The organism is Bacteroidota bacterium, from assembly GCA_016720935.1.
Lineage (GTDB): Bacteria > Bacteroidota > Bacteroidia > AKYH767-A > 2013-40CM-41-45 > JADKJP01.
The window spans coordinates 329,603-352,181 of sequence record JADKJP010000007.1; the positions used below are offsets into that span (position 1 = coordinate 329,603).

Below are 22,579 nucleotides of genomic sequence, written 5' to 3' on the forward strand. Positions count from 1 at the left end.
TTCAAACGAAGAAAAAAGATGATGAATCCCAAAGCCCAGATGCGAACAGCATATTTAAAAATGCATGCAGCGATTTTCCTTTGGGGATTCACCGGGCTTCTTGGTAAACTGATTAACCTGAACGAAGGACTTCTGGTCTGGTACAGGATGCTGATCAGCAGTATTGCGATAGCGCTATTGATGTTGTACAGGAGAAATTTTCCCTCATTAAAAAGAAAAGAACTCATTCGTATTGGAAGCATCGGATTTTTAGTAATGCTTCATTGGGTTGCATTTTACGGATCGATAAAACTTTCGAGTATCAGTGTCGCGATGGTCTGTCTGTCATCGATTGCGCTTTTTGCTTCCATCATTGAACCGCTGGTAAACAAAACAAGATTTGATTATGTAGATATCATTTTTAGTCTTTTCGCCCTGGTTGGAATCGCTACCATCTACAATTCGGACCTGAGTGCTTCGGCAGGAATTATTGTCGGTATCATCAGTGCATTGCTTAGTGCGACATTTTCCACCCTGAATAAACGTATTGCCGGACATTACGAGGCATTAACCATTAGTCTGATCGAATTAACAAGCGGGTTTCTGCTACTTACTCTACTGCTTCCCCTCTACCTTGCTATTCAACCGACAACACATTATCTCCCCGATTTTTCAGATTCTATTTATCTGCTGATACTTTCTCTTTTCTGTACCGTTCTCACCTGGATATTATCATTGGATGCGCTCAGAAAAGTTTCTGCATTCACCATGGGATTGGCCTTGAACCTTGAACCGGTGTATGGGATTATACTCGCTGTTTTGTTTGCCGGTGAAGGAAAAATTCTCAACAGTGGCTTTTACCTTGGTGCGGTTATTATCATGATCACAGTGATTCTGCATACGATTTACAAATTCAGAAAAGCGTCAAAAATAAAAATTGAAGACTCCAATCCCCTCTTACCATGAAAGAGTATAAAAAATCACTTGACCTTCGTTGGTCGGATCTTGACCCCAATTATCATTTGAGACATTCTGTTTACTATGATTTAGCAGCCCAGATCCGAACTTCATTTTTAGAAGAACATGGATTGACAATTCGTCAACTGCAGGAATTGTATCTCGGGCCGGTACTGTTCAGGGAAGAAGGTGTCTTTCGCAGGGAAATTCGTTTCGGAGAAAAAACAAGTATCAATCTTCAATTGCTAAAACTCAACAAAGATTACTCACGGTTTTCATTCCGACATGAAATCGTAAAAGAAGACGGCACTCATTGTGCTTTCATCACAGTGGATGGTGCATGGATAAATACCAAAACCAGAAAACTCACTGCACCACCTGATCTTGGAAAGGATATGATTAATGATGTTCCGAAAGCGGAGGGGTTTGAGTGGATTGACTAGCGGTTTTTAGTGGTTAGTGCTGAGTGCTTAGTGCTTAGTGGTTGGTGGTTGGTGCCTGTTGGAATTTTTCGTCCCTCGTCCCTTTCGTCCCTCGTCCCTATAAATAAAAGAGGCTGCCCTTTTATAAGGACAGCCTCTTTTATTTTAATTCGGTGATTGATTAGAATTTCACCAGTTTATTTACGGCTTTGATACCATTAGATTCAACATGAATCAGGTAAGTACCAGCACTCAGTTTTTGAGCATTCACCATTTCGTGGTTAACGCCTTTGCTTACATAAGTTGTATTGGAATAAACCTGGCGTCCCATCATGTCAATGATTTGGATTGAAGTTTTTCCATAAACTGCTGCATTGATCTGGATGTCGATCGTAGATGCATCTTTTTGGTAGCTGTAAACCGCCAATTGAGAAGCATTGATTTCTGCGATACCTACACCGGTACAGTTTGGATCTGATGGATCCAATACGTTAACAGCAACTGAAGTTCCGCTGTAAGTACAGTTAGGATCAAGATTCAAATCCTGAAGGAATGTCGGAGGATTAGTGTTTGCAACCGCATTACCGAACACAACAGGAGTCCAGTAGTATACTCCGTATGGAATCAGGGAACCAATGAACTGACCATCGTTGATGATAGAACGTGTAGAAGTTCCGTTGGAATAATTGAACACATAAGAAGTAACGATACTTGGATCATTGAGAGGATCAGTTGATCCGGAGATATCAGCAGTAGTAATTACCCAGCTTTCACCGGCATAATCACCTTCTGTAGGAGCAACCATACCTGTAGCTGTGAAAATAGCTGTATCGCCATCACAAATAGCTGTGTCGCTTACTGAAGTAGCTCCAGGAGTGATTGAAGGATCACTGCAAGTTACATTGAGACCGGTACAAGTCGGAGACAGTGGATCATAAACATGCAAAGGAACTGAAGTTCCAACATAAGTACAGTTTGGATCAAGTGTAAGGTCACCCAGGAATACAGGAGTACCTGCACTCGCCTGAACTGCGTTACCGAATACTACAGGAGTCCAGTAGTACAAACCGTAAGGAACCTGGCCGCCAATGAGTGCAGCATCGTTAGTGAAAGTACGAGTTGCAGTTGCCGGTGCAGGGAAAGTAAAGCGGTAAGAAGCGATCAATGAAGGATCATTGAGAGGATCAGTTGTACCGGAAATGTCAGCAGAAGAAATTACCCAGCTCACACCGGAGAAGTCACCTGTAGTAGGAGCAACAACACCTGTAGCGGTGAATGTAGCTGTCTCATTATCACAAACTGAAGTATCAGAACCTACTACAGTTACACCCGGAGAAATGGAAGGATCGCTGCAGGCAATTGTTGGGATGTTTACCCATTTGTAAATACCATCCGTTACAGGATCAGCAGTAAAACCACCTGTCCACATGTGGATAGAATCTGAAATACCAAGAGCAGTACGCTGATCAGCAACTTCAATATCAGTCCAGGTTAAACCACCATCAGCACTGTAAGAAGAACCGATGAAGCCGGTAGCAGCACCTGTAGAAACCAAAGTTGATTGAGTTCCAGGAACCCATTTAACATCAGATCCAAAGAAATTTCCTACAGGAGTAGCTGCAGTCCATGTTGAACCACCATCGTGAGTAACTTTCATGGTGTTAACACCGGTTGTGCTGTTGTACAAACGTGCAATACCATCAAGATTTGTATAGAAGCAAAGGTCAATCGCGCTGCTTGCAGGAACAGTAATTCCTGTAGAAGCTACAGTCCAGTTCTGACCTCTGTCTACTGAACGGAAAACACGACCTTGGTTTGTGTCAAACCAGATGGTATCGCCCATTACAACATAATGTCCAACGATAGCATATTCACCGTTCTGTGCAGGAGCAATATTCGCTCCCGGTACAGGAATCCAGGTCGCACCACCATCAGAGGTTGTGTAAATTTCAAAATCAGAAGGATTAGGGTCTCCTATTGCAAAACCATTGTCTGCATCGTAGAAGTGAACGATGTCAGGGAAAGAGTTCGCATCGAAAATAGCGCCACCACCTTGTTGAGTCCAGTTAGCACCACCATCAGTAGTTTTCCAGATACCACCACCTGCACCGGCAGTTGCATCATAGAACATTGCCCAGGCTGTATCTGCATTGAGACCGAAAATCATGGACCAATCATAATCCGTTGAAAGTGGAACGTTTCCAGCTGTCCATGTACTTCCATCAGTAGTTCTGGAAAAATCAGTGCGGTTCGCGCCACCACCTGAACCATCGTAAGTGGAAATCCAGGCGATGTTTGAATCCACTACGCTGATGTAACGCACTCCGGATGAAACCGGAATCAAGCCAGTAGATTGGCTAAGCCAAGTGTACTGGGCAGAAGCACCGAGGCTTACCAAAAATAAGGCAGCAATCAGTAATTGTCTTTTCATGCTAATTTTAGTTTAAATGAGTTGAGAATTTGGTGCAAAATTAAGAGATTTTCTGGTATTTGGAAGGCGAAATACTTTAATTACAGAATGCTGACAATGAAATTTTCAGATGAATTTTTATCAGTTCATAAAAAGTTAAATGGCCTGATTTTATGAGAAAAACACAAGATTTTTTAAAGAAGAATTCAAATTGATAAAAAAAATCAAAATTGACCAGATAAAGTCCTTCCATCGGGACTCAAATTCAATCCGGCAAACCCAGAATTTAGACAAGTTTGTAATGCACTCTGCTATGTTGCAATACAATCCAATCAGCTATGTTCCAATAGCGGATATAAAATTCCCGGAAAAGCAACATTACTCTTAATCCTTTCTAAATCAATTTAGAAATTGAAAAGAATTTTTGAAAACAGAGATGACATAATTGGTTTTGTTGAATGATATTCATCACATTCAGAAAATACTTTCATGTCTAAATTTACAGGAATAAATATTCTATAGTCCTCCTATGAAATCCAAATCTGATCTAACAAAAGAACTCAACAGAAATTATAACCTTAAGGAAAAAATCCTTCTTGAAATCGGCAGCCATTATTATAATCACATGGCTATAAAGGATGGCTCATCTCTTAATTTTGCCAATGAGAAATCTGAATTACTGAAAAAACTGAATGAGAAGATTTCAGAACTGGAGAAGGATTTCATCAACGCGAGTCATTGAATCCTGTCATCCATAACGATTAGTGGTTCTTATCGATGCGGAAAACTATACTTCCCGCCATTTCCTTTTAAATTGCTTTTAATTGCTGTTTACTCAACGTTGATTCCGGAATGGATTTCTTTACAATCACTCGGTAATCAAACTTGATTTCTATTTCAGGTTTTTCTGTTTCTTGCCCAGTCTCTTCTTTCTGCCAAAACATGCATAAGATTTGATCGATTTCTTAAATTTTCTTAAGGAAATCGGATCAAATGTTATTTACCCTAATTTCCCCCGATAAACAAAAACCTATGAGCAAAACAAAATTCCCGCTGATGCTGCTTGGATGGCTGTTGGTTTCAAATTTTACCAAAGCACAAAGCGAAAAATTACCATCAAATTTTTTCATGTCAAAATTAGACAATGGACTAGAAATGCTGGTGATTGAAGACCGGACTGTACCTCTCGCGACAATTGAGATTTGTACGCGAAACGGTAGTTACACAGAACCACCTGAATACAATGGCCTGTCACATCTTTACGAGCACATGTTCTTTAAAGCAAACAAAGATTATCCTTCCCAGGAAAAATTCCTTGAGCGAATTAAAGAACTTGGAATTGTATTTAACGGGACAACTTCCAACGAACGTGTAAATTACTTTATCACTCTTGGAAATTACAACCTGAAACCCGGACTTGAATTCATCAACTCCGCGATTCGTTACCCTCTGTTTGATCAGGAGGAAATGAAAAAAGAAAATGTTGTAGTAGACGGAGAATTTCAACGCAATGAATCCAACCCGGTTTTCTTCCTGGTGGATGAACTAAATTATAAAATGTGGGGAGACCACTACTGCAGGAAGAACCCGATTGGAGACCATGCGATCATCCGTTCAGCAACTCCGGAGAAAATGAAAGTGATCCAGAACAAATTTTATCATCCTAATAATTCCATTCTGTGTGTTGCAGGAGATGTGGATCACGTAGAAGTTTTTAACCAGATAAAAGAAATATTCGGCAGCTGGCCTGCATCCGCTGTTGATCCGTTCAAAAGATGGCCTATTCCTGAATTCTATCCAATGGTTGATCAAAACAACTTTGTTGTGATCAATGAAAATGCAAAGTCACCATTCATCATCGGAGGTTACCAGGGACCTGATACTCGTAACGACGTAGCCGCTACCTATGCAGCTGATGTATTCTCCACAATATTAAATCTCAAAACATCCGCATTACAAAAAGCCCTTGTCGAAAGCGGACTTGCATTTAATGTTAGTCTGAATTATCAGACGTGCAAATTCACAGGACCTATCCAGATTTTCATGGTTCCAAATCCGGCACGTATTAAAGAAGCTGTAAAAGTATTGCAGGATGAAATAAAAAAATGGGATACTGACGCATATTTTACCGATGAACAGCTGAACACCGCGAAATCGCAATTGGAAATTTCTGACGCATTCGGCAAAGAAAAGACTTCCGATTTTGTTCACACTGTTACCTATTGGTGGGCCTCCGCCAGCATTGGTTATTATACCAATTACAATGAAAATGTCAGGAAAGTCACCCGGGAAGATATCAAATCCTATGTGCGTAAGTACATTCAGAAACAACCATCAGCCTGGGGCGTTTTAGTTGACCCGAAAACAAAATCGGCTATGAACATTGATGAAACCATTTTTGAACAAAAATGATCTAAAACAAAAACAGAAAATGAAAAAACTACAGATAACCTCGCTCCTGCTTTTATTTTCCTGTTGGTTCGCGTTTACAGCAAGTGCTCAACAACAGGAAATTAAAAAGCGCACACTTAAAAAGCAAGACTTCGGTGTGAAAGAATACATGGTAGATGGTATAAAAGTGATTAGCAAACCTTCTACAAAGGACATCATCAGTGTGGCTCTCTATGTTCGTGGCGGCACAGCCAATTATTCCAAAGAACAGGAAGGCATTGAACAATTGACCATGAATGTTCTTGCAGAATCCGGAACCGCGAAATATCCAAAGGATAAATTCAATTCATTACTCGATTCCTATGGAAGTTCCATCACGACAGGAAGCAATGAGGATGAAAGCTCCGTTGCTCTCAATTGCCTTAAAAGTCATTGGAACGAAAGTTGGGACATTTTTTCCGACATGCTCCTCCACCCTGCATTTGACGAAACCACTTTCAACAACAAAAAGGAAGAAGCACTGAGCAATATCAAACAAATAGAAAGTGATCCGGATGGATACTTAAACCTGCTCGTTTATCGTGAAGTGTTCAAATCAACACGTTACAACACGATGGTACAAGGCAGCGAAGCTTCCATTAAAAAGATGACACTTGATGGCATCAAGAAATATTATGCGAGCCTTGTTGAAAAGAACAAGCTTTATATCGTTGTGGTCGGGAATGTAACAGAGGAAGACCTCCGGACAAAAATCGGACAACTGAAAGGGATCCAGTCAGGGCCGGCTCCTGTCGCGAAAACAGAAAGTAAACCCGACTTCAGTAAATCCACATTATACAAGGAGGATAGAAAACTTGCGACAAACTACATCCAGGGAATTCTCAATGCACCGGATCCGGGCTCACCGGATTGGACAGCCATGAAAATCGCGACTCGTATTCTGAGTGATCGACTGTTTGTAGAAATCAGAACAAAGAGAAATTTATCCTATGCTCCCTATGCATTCCTTGCAGCGAATAAAAACGCGTACACAGGCATTTATGTTTCCACCACTGATCCGGTGACAGCTGTGCAAGTGATGACAGATGAGTTGAAAAAAATCCGGAAAGAAGGTTTTACTGAATCTGAACTGAAGAACAAAAAAGAAGGATATCTCACAGGTTTCTACATGAATCTCGAAACGAATAGCGCTTTAACGGGTATGCTTGGAAACAATGAAAACCTCAGCAGCTGGAAAGAAGCCATGAGTGTTCTGGATAAAGTTAACAATCTGACATTAGATGATATCAACTCTGCATTCAGAAAATACTCAACAAGCATCCAGTGGATTTATCTTGGAGATACATCTCTTGCCGATGAAAAATTATTTTTAGCACCATTGAATTAAATAAAGTCATTAAATGACAAAAAAAACGGCACCTGAAGAGGTGCCGTTTTTTTTTGAAATATTTGTAAAAATTAAACCAATCCCTGAGCAATCATTGCGTCAGCAACTTTTACAAATCCGCCGATATTTGCTCCTTTTACGTAATTGATATGACCACCTTTTTCTACACCATATTTGGCGCAGGTTTCATGGATGGTTTTCATAATTCCATGCAAACGCAGATCCACTTCTTCGCGTGTCCAGGAAAGTCGGAGTGAGTTCTGACTCATCTCCAATCCTGATACTGCTACTCCACCCGCATTGGATGCTTTTCCCGGAGCGAACATGATGCCTTTTTTCTGCATCACTTCAACAGCTTCAGGTGTGGAAGGCATATTGGCTCCTTCCGCAACTGCCATGCATCCGTTTGCAGCGAGCATTTTAGCATCTTCTCCACCCAGTTCATTTTGTGTGGCGCAAGGAAGAGCGATATCGCACTTTACACCCCAAGGAGTTTTTCCGCTCACATAGGATCCGCTTTTGAATTTCTTCGTATAATCTTTGATACGTCCGCGCTTCACGTTTTTCAGATCCATGATCCATTCGAGTTTTTTCAAATCGATGCCATCTTTGTCAAAGATGTATCCATCAGAATCGCTCATTGTAAGCACTTTCCCGCCGAGTTGAATCACTTTCTCAGCCGCATATTGAGCTACGTTTCCTGAGCCACTGATTACAACTTTCTTTCCTTTCAAACTGCTTTTCTTGGTGGATAGCATTTCCTGTACAAAATAAACACAACCGTATCCGGTTGCTTCAGGGCGGATCAAACTACCTCCGAATTGAATGCCTTTACCCGTGAGGACACCGGTAAACTGTGAACTCAATCGTTTGTATTGTCCGAAAAGGAAACCAACTTCTCTTCCACCTACTCCGATATCACCTGCGGGTACATCCACATCCGCACCGATGTGACGATAAAGTTCAGTCATGAAGCTTTGACAAAAACTCATCACTTCATTATCTGATTTTCCTTTCGGATCAAAGTCACTGCCACCCTTACCTCCACCCATTGGCAGAGATGTAAGTGAATTTTTAAATACCTGCTCGAACGCAAGAAATTTCAGGATTCCTAAATACACAGATGGGTGAAATCTCAAACCACCTTTGTATGGACCAATTGCACTGTTCATCTGAATCCGGAAACCACGGTTTATCTGGAATTCTCCTTTATCATCGACCCAGGGAACACGGAACATCACCACACGTTCAGGCTCAGCAATACGTTCGAGTATTTTTGCTGATTTGTATTGGGGATGATCTTCAATAAATGGAATAACTGATTCTGCTACTTCGTGAACTGCCTGATGAAATTCAGTTTCACCCGGATTCTTTGTTTTCACCTTCTGCATGAAGGCATCAATTTCTTTTTGAAACTTGCTCATAGTTTTAGATTATAATTTAAAAGAGGGTGAAAAATAGAAAAAAATACATCGTATGTATATGACCAAAGCCCTGCACTTATGAGGCTTTCCGCTTACTATTGACTATCAGCAGATTAAAGCTCAAAAAAAATGAATGAACTTCATTTGAAAAGCCGTGTATAAGCCTGAATTACTAATCTTTATTCTTGAGAAAACGACACATGATAAGGCAAAAAAAAGCGGAGAACAATTACTTGTTCTCCGCTCACATACATCAGAAGAAAATTACTTCTTGTCTTCTTTTACTTCTTCAAAATCCACATCGGTTACTTCCCCATCGCCTTTAGCCTGGGCATTTCCATCCTGGTTTGTGCCAGATTGTTCAGCGGCACCGCCGGCATTCTGAGTGGCTTTATACATTTCTTCAGAAGCAGCCTGCCATGCGGCATTCAGTGAAGCCAGCGCTGTATCTACTTTCAGAAGATCCTTTTCTTTGTGCGCGTCTTTAAGCTCGCTCAAAGCTTTCTGGATGGTTTCCTTTTTATCAGCGGAAAGTTTATCGCCATAATCCTTCAATTGTTTTTCCGTTTGGAAAATCAATGTATCGGCCTGGTTGAGTTTTTCAACTTCCTCTTTTGCTTTTCTGTCGGTCTCAGCATTCGCTTCCGCTTCCGCTTTCATTTTCTTGATTTCTTCATCACTCAAACCGGAAGAAGCTTCAATACGAATGTTCTGAGATTTACCTGTTGCCTTGTCTTTTGCAGTTACATGAAGGATACCATTGGCATCGATATCAAAGATGACTTCGATTTGCGGAATACCGCGAGGTGCCGGTGGAATTCCATCGAGGTGAAAACGGCCGATGGTACGATTGTCTTTCGCCATTGGGCGCTCGCCTTGAAGGACGTGTATTTCAACGGACGGCTGGTTATCAGACGCTGTTGAGAATACTTCGCTCTTCTTTGTTGGAATGGTTGTATTGGATTCGATCAGGCGTGTCATTACTCCACCCATGGTTTCGATACCAAGAGAAAGAGGAGTTACGTCCAACAGCAATACATCTTTCACTTCACCGGTAAGTACCGCGCCCTGAATCGCCGCACCGATAGCAACCACTTCATCCGGATTCACTCCTTTGTGAGGAGCTTTCCCAAAGAATTTCTCTACCAATTGTTGAATTGCAGGGATACGTGTAGAACCACCGACAAGAATCACTTCGTCAATTTCTGAAGGGTTCATTCCGGCATCTTTCAGCGCTTTCTTACATGGCTCAAGGGTACGTTGAATCAGGTCATCACACAGTTGTTCAAATTTTGAACGCGAAAGTGATTTAACAAGGTGTTTTGGAATTCCATCAACCGGCATGATGTACGGAAGATTGATTTCTGTCTGAGTCGAACTTGACAATTCGATTTTTGCTTTCTCAGCAGCTTCTTTCAAACGTTGCAATGCCATTGGATCGCGACGCAGATCGATTCCTTCATCTTTCTTGAATTCATCAGCAAGCCAATCGATAATTTTCTGATCGAAATCATCACCACCAAGGTGGGTGTCACCATTTGTGGATTTCACCTCGAATACTCCGTCACCCAATTCGAGTACTGAGATATCAAATGTTCCTCCACCCAAATCGAACACAGCGATTTTTTCGTCCTTATTCTTTTTATCGAGACCATAAGCCAATGAAGCAGCTGTTGGTTCATTGATGATTCGCAGCACTTTTAAGCCTGCTACTTCACCTGCTTCTTTTGTTGCCTGACGCTGGCTGTCATTGAAATAAGCAGGAACTGTGATAACAGCTTCCGATACTTCATAACCCAGATAGTCTTCAGCAGTCTTCTTCATTTTCTGAAGAATGATGGCTGATATTTCCTGTGGTGTGTATAAACGATCTGTAATTTTTACACGGGGAGTATTGTTGTCGCCTTTTACGACTTCATAAGGAACTCTGTCTTTTTCCTTCTGCGTACGGTCAAAAGTTTCTCCCATAAAGCGCTTGATGGAAAAAACAGTATTCCTCGGATTTGTGATGGCCTGACGTTTTGCAGGATCACCCACTTTTCTTTCACCGTTATCCAGGAAAGCCACGATGGACGGAGTAGTTCTTCTTCCTTCACTGTTTGGAATTACAACCGGTTCGTTACCTTCCATCACTGCTACGCAGGAGTTTGTAGTTCCCAGGTCAATGCCTATTACTTTTCTCATTTTATTATTGTTTTTGTTGATTTTGCGTTTGGTTAACCGCGGTGGTCAATCATTATGCCACTGACAATAATGAAGTAAAAATGTCAGGTCTGGAGAAAAGGCCTAATTTATGCAAAAAACCAATGACAAAGAGGCATTTCCAGTCTACTGAAAATTCAGATCCCGGGTGAATTCGCTCGTGTCTAAAGCGCTAATTGTGTTCACTGAAAGGTTCCTGAATTCAGAGTGTATCAGGCGGCTGGTGAAAAGTCCAACCCCATTTTCAACGGTCGTAAATAAAGGCCTGTCCTGAACGACGCCGCTTCCCGGGTTCGTCAATTGTTCATAGGTGTAAAGATCCTCAGAGCCTACAATAAAACGGAATTCGATAGGTAAATAGCCTGGAGGCAAATTATCTATTCTTCTCACAACACCAGGAGTATGAGGAATCTTATTTCCGAGAAGCTCAAAAAAGTCGGGACGGAAGTATTTGAATTCTACCTCTGTAGCTGCGGCATTGGAATAGGATTGCTCAGGGAAATTCCAATCCACAAAATGTTGACTCGTATTACCAAGAGTATCCGTTTCTGTGTAATGGAAACGAATGACCATATCAGAAACCTTTGAATTATCTCCGGGTGTGAATCGGACAGTGATGTAAAAACGGGTGGAGAAGTCCACATTGGTTGCAATGGGAGAATCCTGAAATACGTCACCGACTATACGGGTTAATGAAGTGGCTGTATTGCCTGTATTGTTGTTTTTAACGATCAACCGATATTGACTGCCATCATCGGCTATCGGATGATTTGTCCGGTAATATACCTGATATGGAGCCGCGAAAATGCCATCATCCTTGGGAATTGTATCTGTACGATTCAAGGGAAAAGTCTCCAACAAAACTCCGTCTAATATTCTTTCCATTTTCACATCCAGAATATCGGCATAATTGATTGAATCAGGTTCTTGAGCCATGATCAATGCATTTCCTTCTCCAAGATAGGCTTTGCTGATACGGATGTATTGCGCTGTATCCAGGGTGTTCAATAATCCATAAATAACCATAGTCTCCTTATAAGGAGCATTGATTTCGAAATCTGTTGAACAGGAAGTGAATATCCCACTGAGGGTGAGAATGAAAATTATCAGTTTTTTCATGCGCCACAAAGCTAATTTTTTTTCCCTCAACTTTACAGGAATTTGTAGCTTTGATGCTTCTGAATAAGTATCATTTGACAAAAAAATGACCCGGACCTATCTCTCTTCATTCCTCCTTGGACTATTGCTCTTTGTGCATCCGGTCAGGGCACAATTTGTTAAGGAAACCTATAATGAGGCAGTCTATTCTGATAATTTTTCTTCAGATGCCGGGAATTGGAAAATACAATCCAATGCCGACAACCTTTTCCTGATACAGGATGGAGAATATCTTCTCAAAAGAAAGAATATAGAATCCGCATATTCTGTTTTTAGTAATTATAAAATCACCATCCCTTCCTTTGAAATCGCCGTGAGGATGACACTCGAAAAATCCGATCTGAAAGAATCCGCAGCAGGTGTAATTTTTATGGCTCAGGAAGACGGAACGGGTGCTTTTGTTTTTGAATTCAACAGTCAGCAACAATACCGCTTAAAACAACTGGTCGGAGTGAATTACAGATTGCTCACAGGGGATAACAAAAACAGTGGCTGGGTAAGTTCGACTTCTATTTCTCCAAAAAACGAATCGAACCTGATTCAAATCAGATGCTCCAACCGGAATTATGATATTTACATCAATCAACACTACCTGTTTTCATTTACTGAACTGGCTTACAAATCCGGAAAAGTCGGAATCAATGTCGGACCAGCTTCAAATATCCGGGTTACAAATTTTACAGTGTTTGGGCCGGGAAACTCAGTGGATAAGATCCCGAATGAGAATTCCTCCTGCGAAGAAGTGAAAAGCCGTCTCAGAGAAGAACTAAGTACTGTACGTTCCGAAAATCAAATGCTAAAAGACTCTCTGACTCAGATCAAAAAAGAAATGAAAATACTGAAGGAGAAAAACGCGACAAAATCCAAACATCTCGAATAAACTTTTTCGAAGATCCTATATTATTTCATTCACCTCTTAAAAAGCAAATCATATGTCAACTGCCAAAGGAGAAGATCGTAAAGTAACGACGCATACGCTTCAGGAAATGAAGAAAAGAGGTGAGAAAATCAGCATGCTCACAGCATATGATTATTCCCTTGCCAGAATTCTTGATGATGCCGGGATTGACGTTTTGCTGGTTGGTGATTCTGCATCCAATGTGATGGCCGGTCACGAAACCACGCTTCCGATTACACTCGATCAAATGATTTATCATGCTTCTTCCGTAGTGAGAGCCGTAAAACGGGCACTTGTTGTTGTGGATTTGCCCTTTGGAAGTTATCAGGGAAACTCAAAAGAAGCTTTGAATTCATCGATTCGTATCATGAAAGAATCCGGAGCACATGCCGTGAAACTTGAAGGCGGACGTGAAGTAAAGGATTCCATTGAAAGGATTTTATCCGCCGGAGTACCTGTGATGGGACATCTAGGTCTTACGCCACAATCAATTTATAAATTCGGCACTTACGTAGTTCGCGCTAAAGAAGAAGCTGAGGCGCAACGTTTGATGGAAGACGCGCACCTGCTTGCAGAATCAGGATGTTTCGCGATTGTACTTGAAAAAATTCCCGCGCAGCTGGCCACCAAAGTCGCACAGGAAGTAAAAATCCCTATCATTGGAATAGGCGCCGGAGGAGGTGTTGACGGACAAGTACTCGTGCTTCATGATATGTTGGGTATCAATCATGAATTTCACCCGAGATTTCTCAGAAGATATGCCAGTTTGTATGAAGAAATAAAAGCGGCGACTCAAAATTACATCGCCGATGTGAAGAGCAGGGATTTCCCAAATGAAAAGGAACAATACTAATTAATGCAAAAACTCGAAGTCTTATTTGAAGACAATCATCTTATTGTTGTCAATAAATTACCGGGCCAATTGGTTCAGGGTGATAAAACCGGAGACGCCCCTTTGGGGGATCTGGTGAAAGAATACATCAAAGTCAAGTATGAAAAACCCGGAGAAGTTTTCCTGGGAGTAGTGCATCGTATCGACAGACCTGTAAGTGGAATTGTGATCTTTGCCCGTACGAGTAAGGCGCTTGCACGAATGAATGAACTTTTCAGGGAAAAGAAAATTCAAAAAACCTATTGGGCAGTTGTCAAGAACAAACCACCCTCAGATCAGGGCAGTTTGATTCATTACCTGATAAAAGACGAAGCCCGAAACAAAAGCAAGGCCTACGATAAAGAAATAAAAAATTCCCAACGCTCCTGGCTGGATTATAAAGTCCTTGGCAAATCTGATAATTATTTTTTGCTTGAAATCAATCCGCATACAGGGCGGCATCACCAGATCAGGGTTCAGTTATCCACGATGGGCTGTCCTATTAAAAGGTGATATCAAATACGGTTTTGACAGAACGAATGAGGATGGCAGCATTCATTTGCATGCACGGTCCATACAGTTTATTCATCCTGTCAAAGGAGAAGAAATCCGTTTAACAGCGTCTGTTCCGGATGAAGTGATCTGGAATTTTTTCGAAAAATCTATCGGGCCTGAAAGTGCAAAATAATCCGTCTCCCCTCCTTCTTCCCGGATTATTTACTGAGATACTTTGATTTTACCAGATCATAAGTTGGGAAATCATTGTAGTGCCACATGGCTTCCACCTTACCATTTTTCAGTAGCATGATTCCGGGATTTGAACGAATCATTGTTTTAAGAGTAGTCGCGTCCGTGAAATAATATTCGAACATGGAATTATGTTCGTGACGGAAAGCATCCACTTCTTTTGGTGCAGAAGCGGTAAGTCCGATAAATTCAACACCGTCTTTCTGACAGAGTGCCACAAAATCATTCACTTTACCCTGGACGGATTTATCCGTGTGATTGATTTCATAGGCAACAAGCAAAAACACTTGTTTCATCTGCAAAACATCCGCAGTGACATCAGTACCATCGGTGGATGTAATAGTAAAATCATGGATCGGAGGTTTATCTCCTTCACGAATGACTTTATCTTTTCTGTCGATAAATTTATAAGTGCTGTCAATTTCTTTCAATTGATCCATGGAAAGTTCCATTTGTTTACCGTCTTTTTCATAAACGAACAACATGACAACACTGTCTGTTTTCGCATTCGGCGGAAGTTTCATTCCGTCAGGAATACTTTTTCCAACAGCGTAAGGTCTGAAATCAATAATCGGTAAATGCCAGTAGCAATACATCGAAAAAGAGAAGGACGCGATAAATCCAAAATATGCGAGGTAAGTAGAACTCTTATCACCGAAGAGTGGTTTGATTTCTTTTCGTTTAAGAAAAATAAACATAATCAGGATGAACAAGATGATATCCTTCATGAAAGATTGGAAAGGTGTGAGGTGCAAAGCGTCACCAAAACAACCGCAATCTTTTACCACATCAAAGTACCAGGAATAAAAGGTGAGGAATGTGAAAAAGATGATCATGAGCAGCATGGACCATGCTGTAAGAATCATTCGTGCACCAAGTAATAATGCAATTCCCAATCCAATTTCAAATGCGCAAATGCCGATTGCAAGCCACAAAGAAATGGTGGACAACCATGGCATATGAAAGACTTCAAAATATTCATTCAGCTTGTAGGAGAATCCAAGCGGATCGTTGGCTTTAATAAACCCCGAAATAATGAACAGGATACCTACAAAAATACGGGAAATCTGAGCGATGATTTTCATATCTGATTCAATGAATAAGTATTAAACAATCTTGATCGGTTACAGTCGGCTTATAGATGAATGATGCAAAAAAAATCAATTCATATGATGGTTTTGTGAAAGAAGTCTTTTCCGGAAATTAATTACGCTTCGCCCAGTTTAATAAGAGCAAAGACTGCATAATTAATAATGTCATAATAATTAGCCCCTACCCCTTCACTGATCAGTGTTTCCCCCTGATTATCTTCAATCTGTTTAATTCGCAATAATTTCATGAGGATCAGATCGGTCATGGAGCTGGTACGCATTCCCCTCCAGGCTTCACCATAATCGTGATTTTTGTCCTCCATCAGTCGCTTGGATTCAAGGACGTGTTTTTCAAAATGGCTGACAACTTCGGATTCAGGCATCTCGAGATTGCTTTCACTCCCCATCTCTATCTGGATCAGGGCGATTACACAATAATTAATGATTCCCACAAACTCGGAGTCGACACCTTCATCAACTTTTTGTGTACCTTTCTCTTCAATACTCCTGATGCGCTGGGCCTTAATAAATATTTGGTCAGTAATGGAACTAACCCGGAGAATACGCCAGGCTGTACCGTAATCTTTCATTTTTTTAAGAAAGATATCTTTACAGCGGTTTATGACTGAATCGTATTGTGATGAAGTATGCGAAGCCATAGGAATTTCCGGAAATGATGTCTGGTTTTCAAAAGACATGTAAGAATGATTATCTGTATACAAATTCTCTTCCGAGCCTTTGTATCAATGAATTAAATGAATGGAAATACAAAATAAATTCGCTGGCGAAGATACACACTTTCAGGTTCACAACAGTTTGAACTGCTCTGGAAGCCTCTTCGATTTATCAACACCAAAGATCATGGGGATCCTCAATGTCACCCCTGATTCTTTTCATGATGGAGGGCGCTATCTTACTGAAAAAGAATCGATCACAAGGGCCTCAGAAATGCTCAAAGAAGGTGCTGACATCCTTGATATTGGCGGACAATCAACCCGTCCAGGGGCTGCAAGAATCAGCTCAGCCGATGAATGGGGACGTGTTGGCAATGCTGTAAAAGCGATTGTAAAAGAATTTCCCTCCGCTATCCTTTCAATTGATACTTTCTATGCTGATGTTGCTGACAAAGCGCTCTCTGAAGGCGTTTCCATTGTCAATGATATTTCAGCCGGATCTTTTGACGAAAAAATAATGGGAGTTGCGGCACGCCACAATGCTCCTTATATCCTGATGCACATGCAGGGCAATCCGGCAACAATGCAATTGGAACCGGCTTATACCAATGTAGTGAATGAAGTAATGGATTTTTTTGTAACAAAAATTGCTCAGCTGAAATCAGCCGGTGTTCGTGACATTGTTTTGGATCCGGGTTTTGGATTTGGGAAAACAACAGAGCACAATTATTCTCTCCTGTCGAATCTTTCCCTTTTTCGTATGACAGGCTATCCTGTCATGGCCGGACTATCCAGGAAATCAATGATCACGAAGGTTCTTAAAGTTCCTAATGAGGCCGCGCTGAACGGGACTACTGTACTCAATACAATTGCATTGTTACAGGGCGCATCCATCCTGCGGGTTCATGATATAAAAGAAGCTGCTGAAACAAGAGCATTAATTACTGAATACAAGCGTGTGCAAAAGTCCTGAGAAGGGCTTATCAATTTTAATATTTTTTGGCGAACTTCGTAGTTCTTCATTACACAACACTAATGGATTTATTTCACATAGGATTTTTGTCTGTCAGATTAATCGATCTGATTGATATCGCTATTGTGACTTTTTTGTTGTACAAACTTTACAACCTCCTTCGGGGTGGTGTGGCAATAAATATTTTTATCGGTTTACTGACTGTGTATGCTCTGTATTGGATCTGTGTGAAAATCCTTAATATGGATTTATTGGGTACTATTCTGGGTCAGTTTATCAGTCTTGGATTCATTGCCCTGATCATTGTGTTTCAGCAGGAAGTCAGACGATTTTTAATTGTTTTGGGAACCAATAATATTTTATCCAAAAACACCTTTACACGGCAAATTCTTCCCTGGAACTGGCAGATGACCAAGAATCCTCCGCTGGATATCTCCGCTATTCTGAAGGCATGCAGACAAATGTCGAAGGACAAAACAGGTGCTATTATTGTACTTGCAAAGTCATCAGAGTTGAAATATTACTCCAACACAGGGGACATCATGGATGCTGAAATATCCCAGCGGCTGATAGAAAGTATTTTTTTTAAAAATTCGCCGATGCACGATGGTGCAATTATTATTGTAAATAATAAAATCAAAGCTGCCCGCTGTGTTTTACCTGTCACTGAAAACGTAGAATTACCTGCACATCTGGGAATGCGCCACAGAGCAGCTGTTGGAATTACAGAACAAAGTGACGCGATCGCTATTACAGTCTCTGAGGAGACCGGAGAAATTTCTATCGCTAAAGAAGGACAGATCCAGGTGAATATTTCTCTTGATGAGCTTGAAAAATCGCTTCGAGAAGATTTCGGAGATTAAAAAGAAACCGATTTCAGGAATCACATCCCTTTGTTTGCACTATCCTGTTTTTGCTCAAACATTTTAATGAGTTGTTCATCCGACATACCCGAATTGATCTGATCAAATGAAGCTTTTGCAGAACTTACGAGGGGATGCTCAGGATAGGATCTAATAAACTCTTCGTATTTTGCTTTTGCTTTTTCTTTTTCATCTAACACTGTTTCATACAGGAATGCCTGCATAAAAACTGCAGCTGCTACTTTCGGGTTCTTAGGATATTTGCTGATAAATTCACCGTACAATTCAATTGCTTTTTGTGGTTGTTGCAATCCATTACTCAGATCAGCCGCTTTAAAAAGCAGTTCAGGAGCGATGGTATCGTCCGGAAACTTTTTTGTAAAATCAAGATAATTTGTCAGGACAGTTCTTGCTACTGAATCATTCAACTGTAAAGTGGAATCAGAAAATAGTTTCTCTTCGCCTGATTTGATTTTATCAACCAGGTCCTGCTTTCCTGATTTGCAGGAATCGAAAAATATCATTGTACAGCATGCTGCTATAATGATACAAATGAATTTGTATTTCATACTTATCCTCTTTAAGCCCCCCCCCCGATGGTTACTGAGAACAAGTCATTTCTGACTGGCATGAATATAAGAAAATTGTTTTATTCCATAAAAATTATTTTTCTGTCTTTTATTTTCTCAGGGGAAATTTCATTTTGTAATCTACTTCGACATCTCCCCTTGTGATGTCATTTAGTTTATTTTTCAGCAGTCTCCTTCTAAGAGGTGAGATTCTGTCGGTGAACAATACTCCTTCCAAATGGTCGTATTCATGTTGAATAATCCTTGCTGAAAGGCCTGAAAAAGTTGTTTTTTTCAATTTCCAGTCGGCATTATAGTATTCAATGTGCACTATCGGTTTGCGCTGGACATCTTCCCTGATGTGCGGAATGCTCAAACAGCCTTCGTTAAATTTCCATAAATGACCTTCTTCCTCGTGTATGACAGGATTTATAAAAACTTCTTTAAAATCCTCTACTTCTTCCTCTTCAAAGGGAGCTCCGTCGGTTATAAAGAGCCGGATGGAAAGCCCGATTTGCGGAGCGGCGAGCCCTACTCCCCGACTGTCATACATCGTTTCATACATGTTTGCGATCAATTCTTTGAGGCCGGGATAATCTTTGGTGATTTCCTTGGCTCTGGTTTTCAGAATCGGGTCGCCATATGCAATAATTGGGAAAATCATATTCCTGAATATACGTTTTAATTTAGTGGTTTCTTGATTCCATGTAGGATTGGAGGATAATAACCGCGCTGGTGCGATCCACCAAACCTTTATCCTGTCGGTCTTTTTTCTTCAAACCGCTCATAAGAAGCGCCTGACTGGCCATTTTGGATGTGAATCTTTCATCCATACGATACACAGGAATATCAGGAAATTCTTTTTTCAACATACGGATAAACTGTTCGACCTGAGGAGTAATTTCAGATGCTGAATTGTTCATTTGCCGCGGTTCTCCAACAACAAAACTTTCCACCTGTTCCCGGGAAAGATAAGCTTTCAAATAGGTGATTATGTCTTTAGAATGTACAGTATCCAGAGCAGTCGCTATGATCTGACCGGGATCTGTAACCGCCAGTCCAACTCTTTTAGTACCATAATCAATCGCTAAAATCCTTGCCATCCTTTGCAAATATAATTGAAGTTTGAAGTTGGTAGTTTGAGCCGGGTAGTTTTTCTTTGTCCTGTAATTCATTCACTATGCGAGAAATCATTGAAAATGCCTGGCAAAACAGGGAACTCCTTAAGGATCAGAGTACCCAACAAGCTATTCGGGATGTTATTGAGCAGCTTGACAAGGGTACAATTCGGGTTGCTCAGAAAGAAGGTGAATCCTGGAAAGTGAATGATTGGGTAAAAAAGGCAGTAATCCTCTATTTCCCGATTCAGGGTATGGAAACTCTTCATGCCGGGCCGATGGAGTTTCACGATAAAATGAAGCTTAAATCAGGTTATTCCCAGCTTGGAGTGCGTGTTGTTCCTCATGGTATTGCCCGTTATGGCTCCTTTTTGGCCAAAGGAGTAATTCTTATGCCTTCCTATGTGAATATTGGGGCTTATGTGGATGAAAATACAATGGTAGACACCTGGGCAACAGTAGGTTCTTGTGCCCAGATAGGAAAACATGTTCATTTATCCGGAGGTGTTGGTATTGGAGGTGTTCTGGAACCGGTTCAGGCAGCTCCTGTCATTATTGAAGACAACTGTTTCATCGGGTCAAGATGTATTGTGGTTGAAGGCGTCAGGGTTGAAAAGGAAGCTGTACTTGGTGCTAATGTGGTGCTTACCATGTCCACTAAAATTATTGATGTCAGCGGTGCATCTCCCATAGAACATAAGGGATTTGTTCCCTCCAGATCGGTAGTTATTCCCGGTTCTTATACCAAAAAATTTCCTGCGGGAGAATTTCAGGTTCCCTGTGCTTTAATCATCGGGAAAAGAAAAGAAAGTACCGATACCAAAACCTCATTGAATGATGCATTGAGAGAATACAATGTAGCCGTTTAATTCTGCCAATGCGAAAATTTTTGGTCATACAAACCGCTTTTACCGGTGATGTTATTTTAGCGACAGCACTGGTCGAAAAAATTCATTCGATTTTTCCTGAATCTGAAATTGATGTATTGGTAAGAAAGGGAAATGAATCCCTGCTAAACAACAATAATTGTATCAATAAAATTCTTGTTTGGAACAAGAAGGAAAATAAGTTCAGGAATCTGATCGGGATGATGAGATTGATTCGAAAAGAAAAATATTCCGATGTTATCAATCTGCAACGCTTCGCCAGTTCCGGTTTGCTCACTATAGGCAGCGGAGCAGCAATTACCAGTGGTTTCGACAAAAATCCCTTATCGTTTTTCTTCACTCACAAGGCTCCGCATAAAATCGGAAACGGAAAACATGAAATTGAAAGGAATCAGGAACTGATCCGGTATTTCAACTCTACAGCAGCCGTTAAACCAAAGTTATATCCTTCTCCTGAAGATTACGGAAGCGTAAAAAAATATCAGGGAACAGATTACATCTGTATTGCTCCCGGCTCGGTTTGGTTTACAAAAACATTTCCAAAGTCAAAATGGATAGAATTTATTCAATCCTTCCATTCAAAATTTCCTGATAAAAATATCTTCCTGCTGGGATCTCCTGCCGAAGTTGAATTGTGCAACGAAATTATTGCCGGTTCCGGGATACAAGGCATCAATAATCTCGCGGGTCAATTGAGCTTTCTTCAATCCGCTGCATTGATCCGGGGAGCAAGCATGAACTATGTGAATGACTCTGCCCCGCTGCATATGGCCAGCGCGATGAATGCTCCTGTTACAGCAATTTACTGTTCTACCATTCCTGCATTTGGCTTTGGTCCTTTATCGGATAATTCAACAGTAGTCGAAACTAGAGTTAATTTATCGTGCAGACCCTGTGGATTGCATGGTTTTAAAAAATGTCCGCAAGGCCATTTTCAATGCGCCACAACCATCGAAATTGAACAACTGAGATAAACCATGTCTGATATACACACAGAGGTTAAAAACGCTTTGGCCATTCTGAAACAAGGAGGCATTATACTTTATCCAACAGATACCATCTGGGGAATCGGGTGTGATGCCACCAATGCTGAAGCGGTTGAAAAAATTTACAAATTGAAAAAACGTTCCGAATCCAAATCCATGATTCTATTGGTTGACAACGAAAATCGACTTGACAGGTACATTGAAAGGGTTCCGGAGCAAGCCTGGTCTCTCATAGAATATGCGGAGAATCCCCTGACAATCGTTTATGAAAAGGCAAAAAACCTTCCGGACAACCTGATTGCAGAGGATGGAAGCATTGCGTTTCGGGTAACACGGGATGAATTCTGTAAAATGCTCACTGAGCGCCTCAGAAAGCCGATCGTTTCAACTTCGGCTAATTTCAGCGGGGAAGCATACCCGACAACATTTGACGAAATCAACGAAAGTATTCTCAACGGTGTTGACTATGTAGTTGACTGGAAAAGACAGGAAAAGAACCGGAACAAACCATCTTCCATCATTCGTCTGAGAAATAACGGGCAATTCGAATTCCTCAGGAAGTAAGCTTCCCT

21 protein-coding genes and 1 pseudogene are annotated in these 22,579 nt (G+C 41.0%); 13 read left to right on the top strand and 9 right to left on the bottom strand.

Going from position 1 to position 22,579, the window contains the following annotated elements; translation table 11 throughout:
- Window positions 1–18: 18 nt before the first annotated feature.
- Window positions 19–945 (top strand): DMT family transporter, encoded by a 927-nt coding sequence (locus IPP86_15630; protein MBL0139934.1) that lies wholly within the window; start codon window positions 19–21, stop codon window positions 943–945.
- On the top strand, window positions 942–1,379 hold the full coding sequence (locus tag IPP86_15635) for a thioesterase family protein (GenBank protein MBL0139935.1): 438 nt from the start codon (window positions 942–944) through the stop codon (window positions 1,377–1,379). Before IPP86_15630 ends, IPP86_15635 begins: the two co-directional genes overlap by 4 nt.
- Window positions 1,380–1,539: 160 nt before the next feature.
- On the opposite strand, the gene IPP86_15640 is transcribed toward IPP86_15635, so the two are convergent.
- Window positions 1,540–3,789, bottom strand: a complete 2,250-nt coding sequence (locus IPP86_15640) for a T9SS type A sorting domain-containing protein (protein MBL0139936.1) — start codon at window positions 3,787–3,789, stop codon at window positions 1,540–1,542.
- A 508-nt stretch (window positions 3,790–4,297) separates the two neighbouring features.
- Between IPP86_15640 and IPP86_15645 the strand changes: the two genes are divergently transcribed.
- From IPP86_15645 to IPP86_15655, 3 genes are all read left to right on the top strand, one after another.
- On the top strand, window positions 4,298–4,510 hold the full coding sequence (locus tag IPP86_15645; protein MBL0139937.1) for a hypothetical protein: 213 nt from the start codon (window positions 4,298–4,300) through the stop codon (window positions 4,508–4,510).
- Window positions 4,511–4,800: 290 nt separating this feature from the next.
- Window positions 4,801–6,180 (top strand): insulinase family protein, encoded by a 1,380-nt coding sequence (locus IPP86_15650; protein MBL0139938.1) that lies wholly within the window; start codon window positions 4,801–4,803, stop codon window positions 6,178–6,180.
- Between the two features lie 19 nt (window positions 6,181–6,199).
- Window positions 6,200–7,546: an insulinase family protein gene (locus IPP86_15655; GenBank protein ID MBL0139939.1), complete on the top strand. Its 1,347-nt coding sequence runs from the start codon at window positions 6,200–6,202 to the stop codon at window positions 7,544–7,546.
- 71 nt (window positions 7,547–7,617) lie between these two features.
- On the opposite strand, the gene gdhA is transcribed toward IPP86_15655, so the two are convergent.
- The 3 genes from gdhA to IPP86_15670 form a co-directional block, all read right to left on the bottom strand.
- Complete coding sequence (gene gdhA, locus IPP86_15660) at window positions 7,618–8,970, bottom strand: NADP-specific glutamate dehydrogenase (GenBank protein ID MBL0139940.1); 1,353 nt, start codon at window positions 8,968–8,970, stop codon at window positions 7,618–7,620.
- Between the two features lie 264 nt (window positions 8,971–9,234).
- Window positions 9,235–11,154, bottom strand: coding sequence for a molecular chaperone DnaK (dnaK, locus tag IPP86_15665; GenBank protein MBL0139941.1), 1,920 nt, complete (start codon window positions 11,152–11,154; stop codon window positions 9,235–9,237).
- 144 nt (window positions 11,155–11,298) lie between these two features.
- Window positions 11,299–12,291 carry a DUF4249 family protein gene (locus IPP86_15670; protein MBL0139942.1) on the bottom strand — a complete coding sequence of 331 codons (993 nt, stop codon included), beginning with the start codon at window positions 12,289–12,291 and terminating at the stop codon, window positions 11,299–11,301.
- An 85-nt stretch (window positions 12,292–12,376) separates the two neighbouring features.
- Here IPP86_15670 and IPP86_15675 point away from each other — a divergent pair, with 85 nt between their 5' ends.
- From IPP86_15675 to IPP86_15685, 3 genes and pseudogenes are all read left to right on the top strand, one after another.
- Window positions 12,377–13,210, top strand: coding sequence for a hypothetical protein (locus IPP86_15675; protein MBL0139943.1), 834 nt, complete (start codon window positions 12,377–12,379; stop codon window positions 13,208–13,210).
- Window positions 13,211–13,262: 52 nt separating this feature from the next.
- Window positions 13,263–14,081 (top strand): 3-methyl-2-oxobutanoate hydroxymethyltransferase, encoded by an 819-nt coding sequence (panB, locus tag IPP86_15680; GenBank protein MBL0139944.1) that lies wholly within the window; start codon window positions 13,263–13,265, stop codon window positions 14,079–14,081.
- 3 nt (window positions 14,082–14,084) lie between these two features.
- Window positions 14,085–14,787: pseudogene (locus IPP86_15685) on the top strand (RluA family pseudouridine synthase).
- A gap of 25 nt (window positions 14,788–14,812) precedes the next feature.
- Here IPP86_15685 and IPP86_15690 read toward each other — a convergent pair.
- Both IPP86_15690 and IPP86_15695 read right to left on the bottom strand, forming a co-directional pair.
- On the bottom strand, window positions 14,813–15,931 hold the full coding sequence (locus tag IPP86_15690; protein MBL0139945.1) for a DoxX family protein: 1,119 nt from the start codon (window positions 15,929–15,931) through the stop codon (window positions 14,813–14,815).
- 122 nt (window positions 15,932–16,053) lie between these two features.
- Window positions 16,054–16,596, bottom strand: coding sequence for a DUF1599 domain-containing protein (locus tag IPP86_15695; protein ID MBL0139946.1), 543 nt, complete (start codon window positions 16,594–16,596; stop codon window positions 16,054–16,056).
- A 100-nt stretch (window positions 16,597–16,696) separates the two neighbouring features.
- On the opposite strand from IPP86_15695, the gene folP reads away from it, so the two are divergent.
- On the top strand, window positions 16,697–17,584 hold the full coding sequence (gene folP, locus IPP86_15700) for a dihydropteroate synthase (protein MBL0139947.1): 888 nt from the start codon (window positions 16,697–16,699) through the stop codon (window positions 17,582–17,584).
- 62 nt (window positions 17,585–17,646) lie between these two features.
- On the top strand, window positions 17,647–18,447 hold the full coding sequence (locus tag IPP86_15705; protein ID MBL0139948.1) for a TIGR00159 family protein: 801 nt from the start codon (window positions 17,647–17,649) through the stop codon (window positions 18,445–18,447).
- Between the two features lie 20 nt (window positions 18,448–18,467).
- Here IPP86_15705 and IPP86_15710 read toward each other — a convergent pair whose 3' ends face one another.
- The 3 genes from IPP86_15710 to ruvX form a co-directional block, all read right to left on the bottom strand.
- Complete coding sequence (locus IPP86_15710; GenBank protein MBL0139949.1) at window positions 18,468–19,016, bottom strand: tetratricopeptide repeat protein; 549 nt, start codon at window positions 19,014–19,016, stop codon at window positions 18,468–18,470.
- 109 nt (window positions 19,017–19,125) lie between these two features.
- Complete coding sequence (locus IPP86_15715) at window positions 19,126–19,680, bottom strand: peptide deformylase (protein ID MBL0139950.1); 555 nt, start codon at window positions 19,678–19,680, stop codon at window positions 19,126–19,128.
- Window positions 19,681–19,702: 22 nt separating this feature from the next.
- A complete protein-coding gene (gene ruvX / locus IPP86_15720) occupies window positions 19,703–20,119 on the bottom strand; it encodes a Holliday junction resolvase RuvX (GenBank protein ID MBL0139951.1) in 417 nt (138 codons plus the stop codon).
- A 77-nt stretch (window positions 20,120–20,196) separates the two neighbouring features.
- On the opposite strand from ruvX, the gene IPP86_15725 reads away from it, so the two are divergent.
- Genes IPP86_15725 through IPP86_15735 form a run of 3 tightly spaced genes read left to right on the top strand, consistent with a single transcriptional unit; the run spans window position 20,197 to window position 22,571 of the window.
- Complete coding sequence (locus tag IPP86_15725) at window positions 20,197–21,003, top strand: 2,3,4,5-tetrahydropyridine-2,6-dicarboxylate N-succinyltransferase (GenBank protein ID MBL0139952.1); 807 nt, start codon at window positions 20,197–20,199, stop codon at window positions 21,001–21,003.
- A gap of 8 nt (window positions 21,004–21,011) precedes the next feature.
- Entirely contained in the window at window positions 21,012–21,995 is a 984-nt protein-coding gene (locus IPP86_15730) for a glycosyltransferase family 9 protein (GenBank protein MBL0139953.1), read from the top strand.
- A gap of 3 nt (window positions 21,996–21,998) precedes the next feature.
- Complete coding sequence (locus IPP86_15735; protein MBL0139954.1) at window positions 21,999–22,571, top strand: threonylcarbamoyl-AMP synthase; 573 nt, start codon at window positions 21,999–22,001, stop codon at window positions 22,569–22,571.
- Window positions 22,572–22,579: the final 8 nt, after the last annotated feature.

What these genes read in the sequence shown, in the direction of transcription:
- IPP86_15630 (MBL0139934.1), top strand. Translation starts at nt 19, where the DNA reads ATGATGAATCCCAAAGCCCAGATGCGAACAGCATATTTAAAAATGCAT.
- IPP86_15635 (MBL0139935.1), top strand. Translation starts at nt 942, where the DNA reads ATGAAAGAGTATAAAAAATCACTTGACCTTCGTTGGTCGGATCTTGAC.
- IPP86_15640 (MBL0139936.1), bottom strand. Translation starts at nt 3,789, where the DNA reads ATGAAAAGACAATTACTGATTGCTGCCTTATTTTTGGTAAGCCTCGGT.
- IPP86_15645 (MBL0139937.1), top strand. Translation starts at nt 4,298, where the DNA reads ATGAAATCCAAATCTGATCTAACAAAAGAACTCAACAGAAATTATAAC.
- IPP86_15650 (MBL0139938.1), top strand. Translation starts at nt 4,801, where the DNA reads ATGAGCAAAACAAAATTCCCGCTGATGCTGCTTGGATGGCTGTTGGTT.
- IPP86_15655 (MBL0139939.1), top strand. Translation starts at nt 6,200, where the DNA reads ATGAAAAAACTACAGATAACCTCGCTCCTGCTTTTATTTTCCTGTTGG.
- gdhA (MBL0139940.1), bottom strand. Translation starts at nt 8,970, where the DNA reads ATGAGCAAGTTTCAAAAAGAAATTGATGCCTTCATGCAGAAGGTGAAA.
- dnaK (MBL0139941.1), bottom strand. Translation starts at nt 11,154, where the DNA reads ATGAGAAAAGTAATAGGCATTGACCTGGGAACTACAAACTCCTGCGTA.
- IPP86_15670 (MBL0139942.1), bottom strand. Translation starts at nt 12,291, where the DNA reads ATGAAAAAACTGATAATTTTCATTCTCACCCTCAGTGGGATATTCACT.
- IPP86_15675 (MBL0139943.1), top strand. Translation starts at nt 12,377, where the DNA reads ATGACCCGGACCTATCTCTCTTCATTCCTCCTTGGACTATTGCTCTTT.
- panB (MBL0139944.1), top strand. Translation starts at nt 13,263, where the DNA reads ATGTCAACTGCCAAAGGAGAAGATCGTAAAGTAACGACGCATACGCTT.
- IPP86_15690 (MBL0139945.1), bottom strand. Translation starts at nt 15,931, where the DNA reads ATGAAAATCATCGCTCAGATTTCCCGTATTTTTGTAGGTATCCTGTTC.
- IPP86_15695 (MBL0139946.1), bottom strand. Translation starts at nt 16,596, where the DNA reads ATGGCTTCGCATACTTCATCACAATACGATTCAGTCATAAACCGCTGT.
- folP (MBL0139947.1), top strand. Translation starts at nt 16,697, where the DNA reads ATGGAAATACAAAATAAATTCGCTGGCGAAGATACACACTTTCAGGTT.
- IPP86_15705 (MBL0139948.1), top strand. Translation starts at nt 17,647, where the DNA reads ATGGATTTATTTCACATAGGATTTTTGTCTGTCAGATTAATCGATCTG.
- IPP86_15710 (MBL0139949.1), bottom strand. Translation starts at nt 19,016, where the DNA reads ATGAAATACAAATTCATTTGTATCATTATAGCAGCATGCTGTACAATG.
- IPP86_15715 (MBL0139950.1), bottom strand. Translation starts at nt 19,680, where the DNA reads ATGATTTTCCCAATTATTGCATATGGCGACCCGATTCTGAAAACCAGA.
- ruvX (MBL0139951.1), bottom strand. Translation starts at nt 20,119, where the DNA reads ATGGCAAGGATTTTAGCGATTGATTATGGTACTAAAAGAGTTGGACTG.
- IPP86_15725 (MBL0139952.1), top strand. Translation starts at nt 20,197, where the DNA reads ATGCGAGAAATCATTGAAAATGCCTGGCAAAACAGGGAACTCCTTAAG.
- IPP86_15730 (MBL0139953.1), top strand. Translation starts at nt 21,012, where the DNA reads ATGCGAAAATTTTTGGTCATACAAACCGCTTTTACCGGTGATGTTATT.
- IPP86_15735 (MBL0139954.1), top strand. Translation starts at nt 21,999, where the DNA reads ATGTCTGATATACACACAGAGGTTAAAAACGCTTTGGCCATTCTGAAA.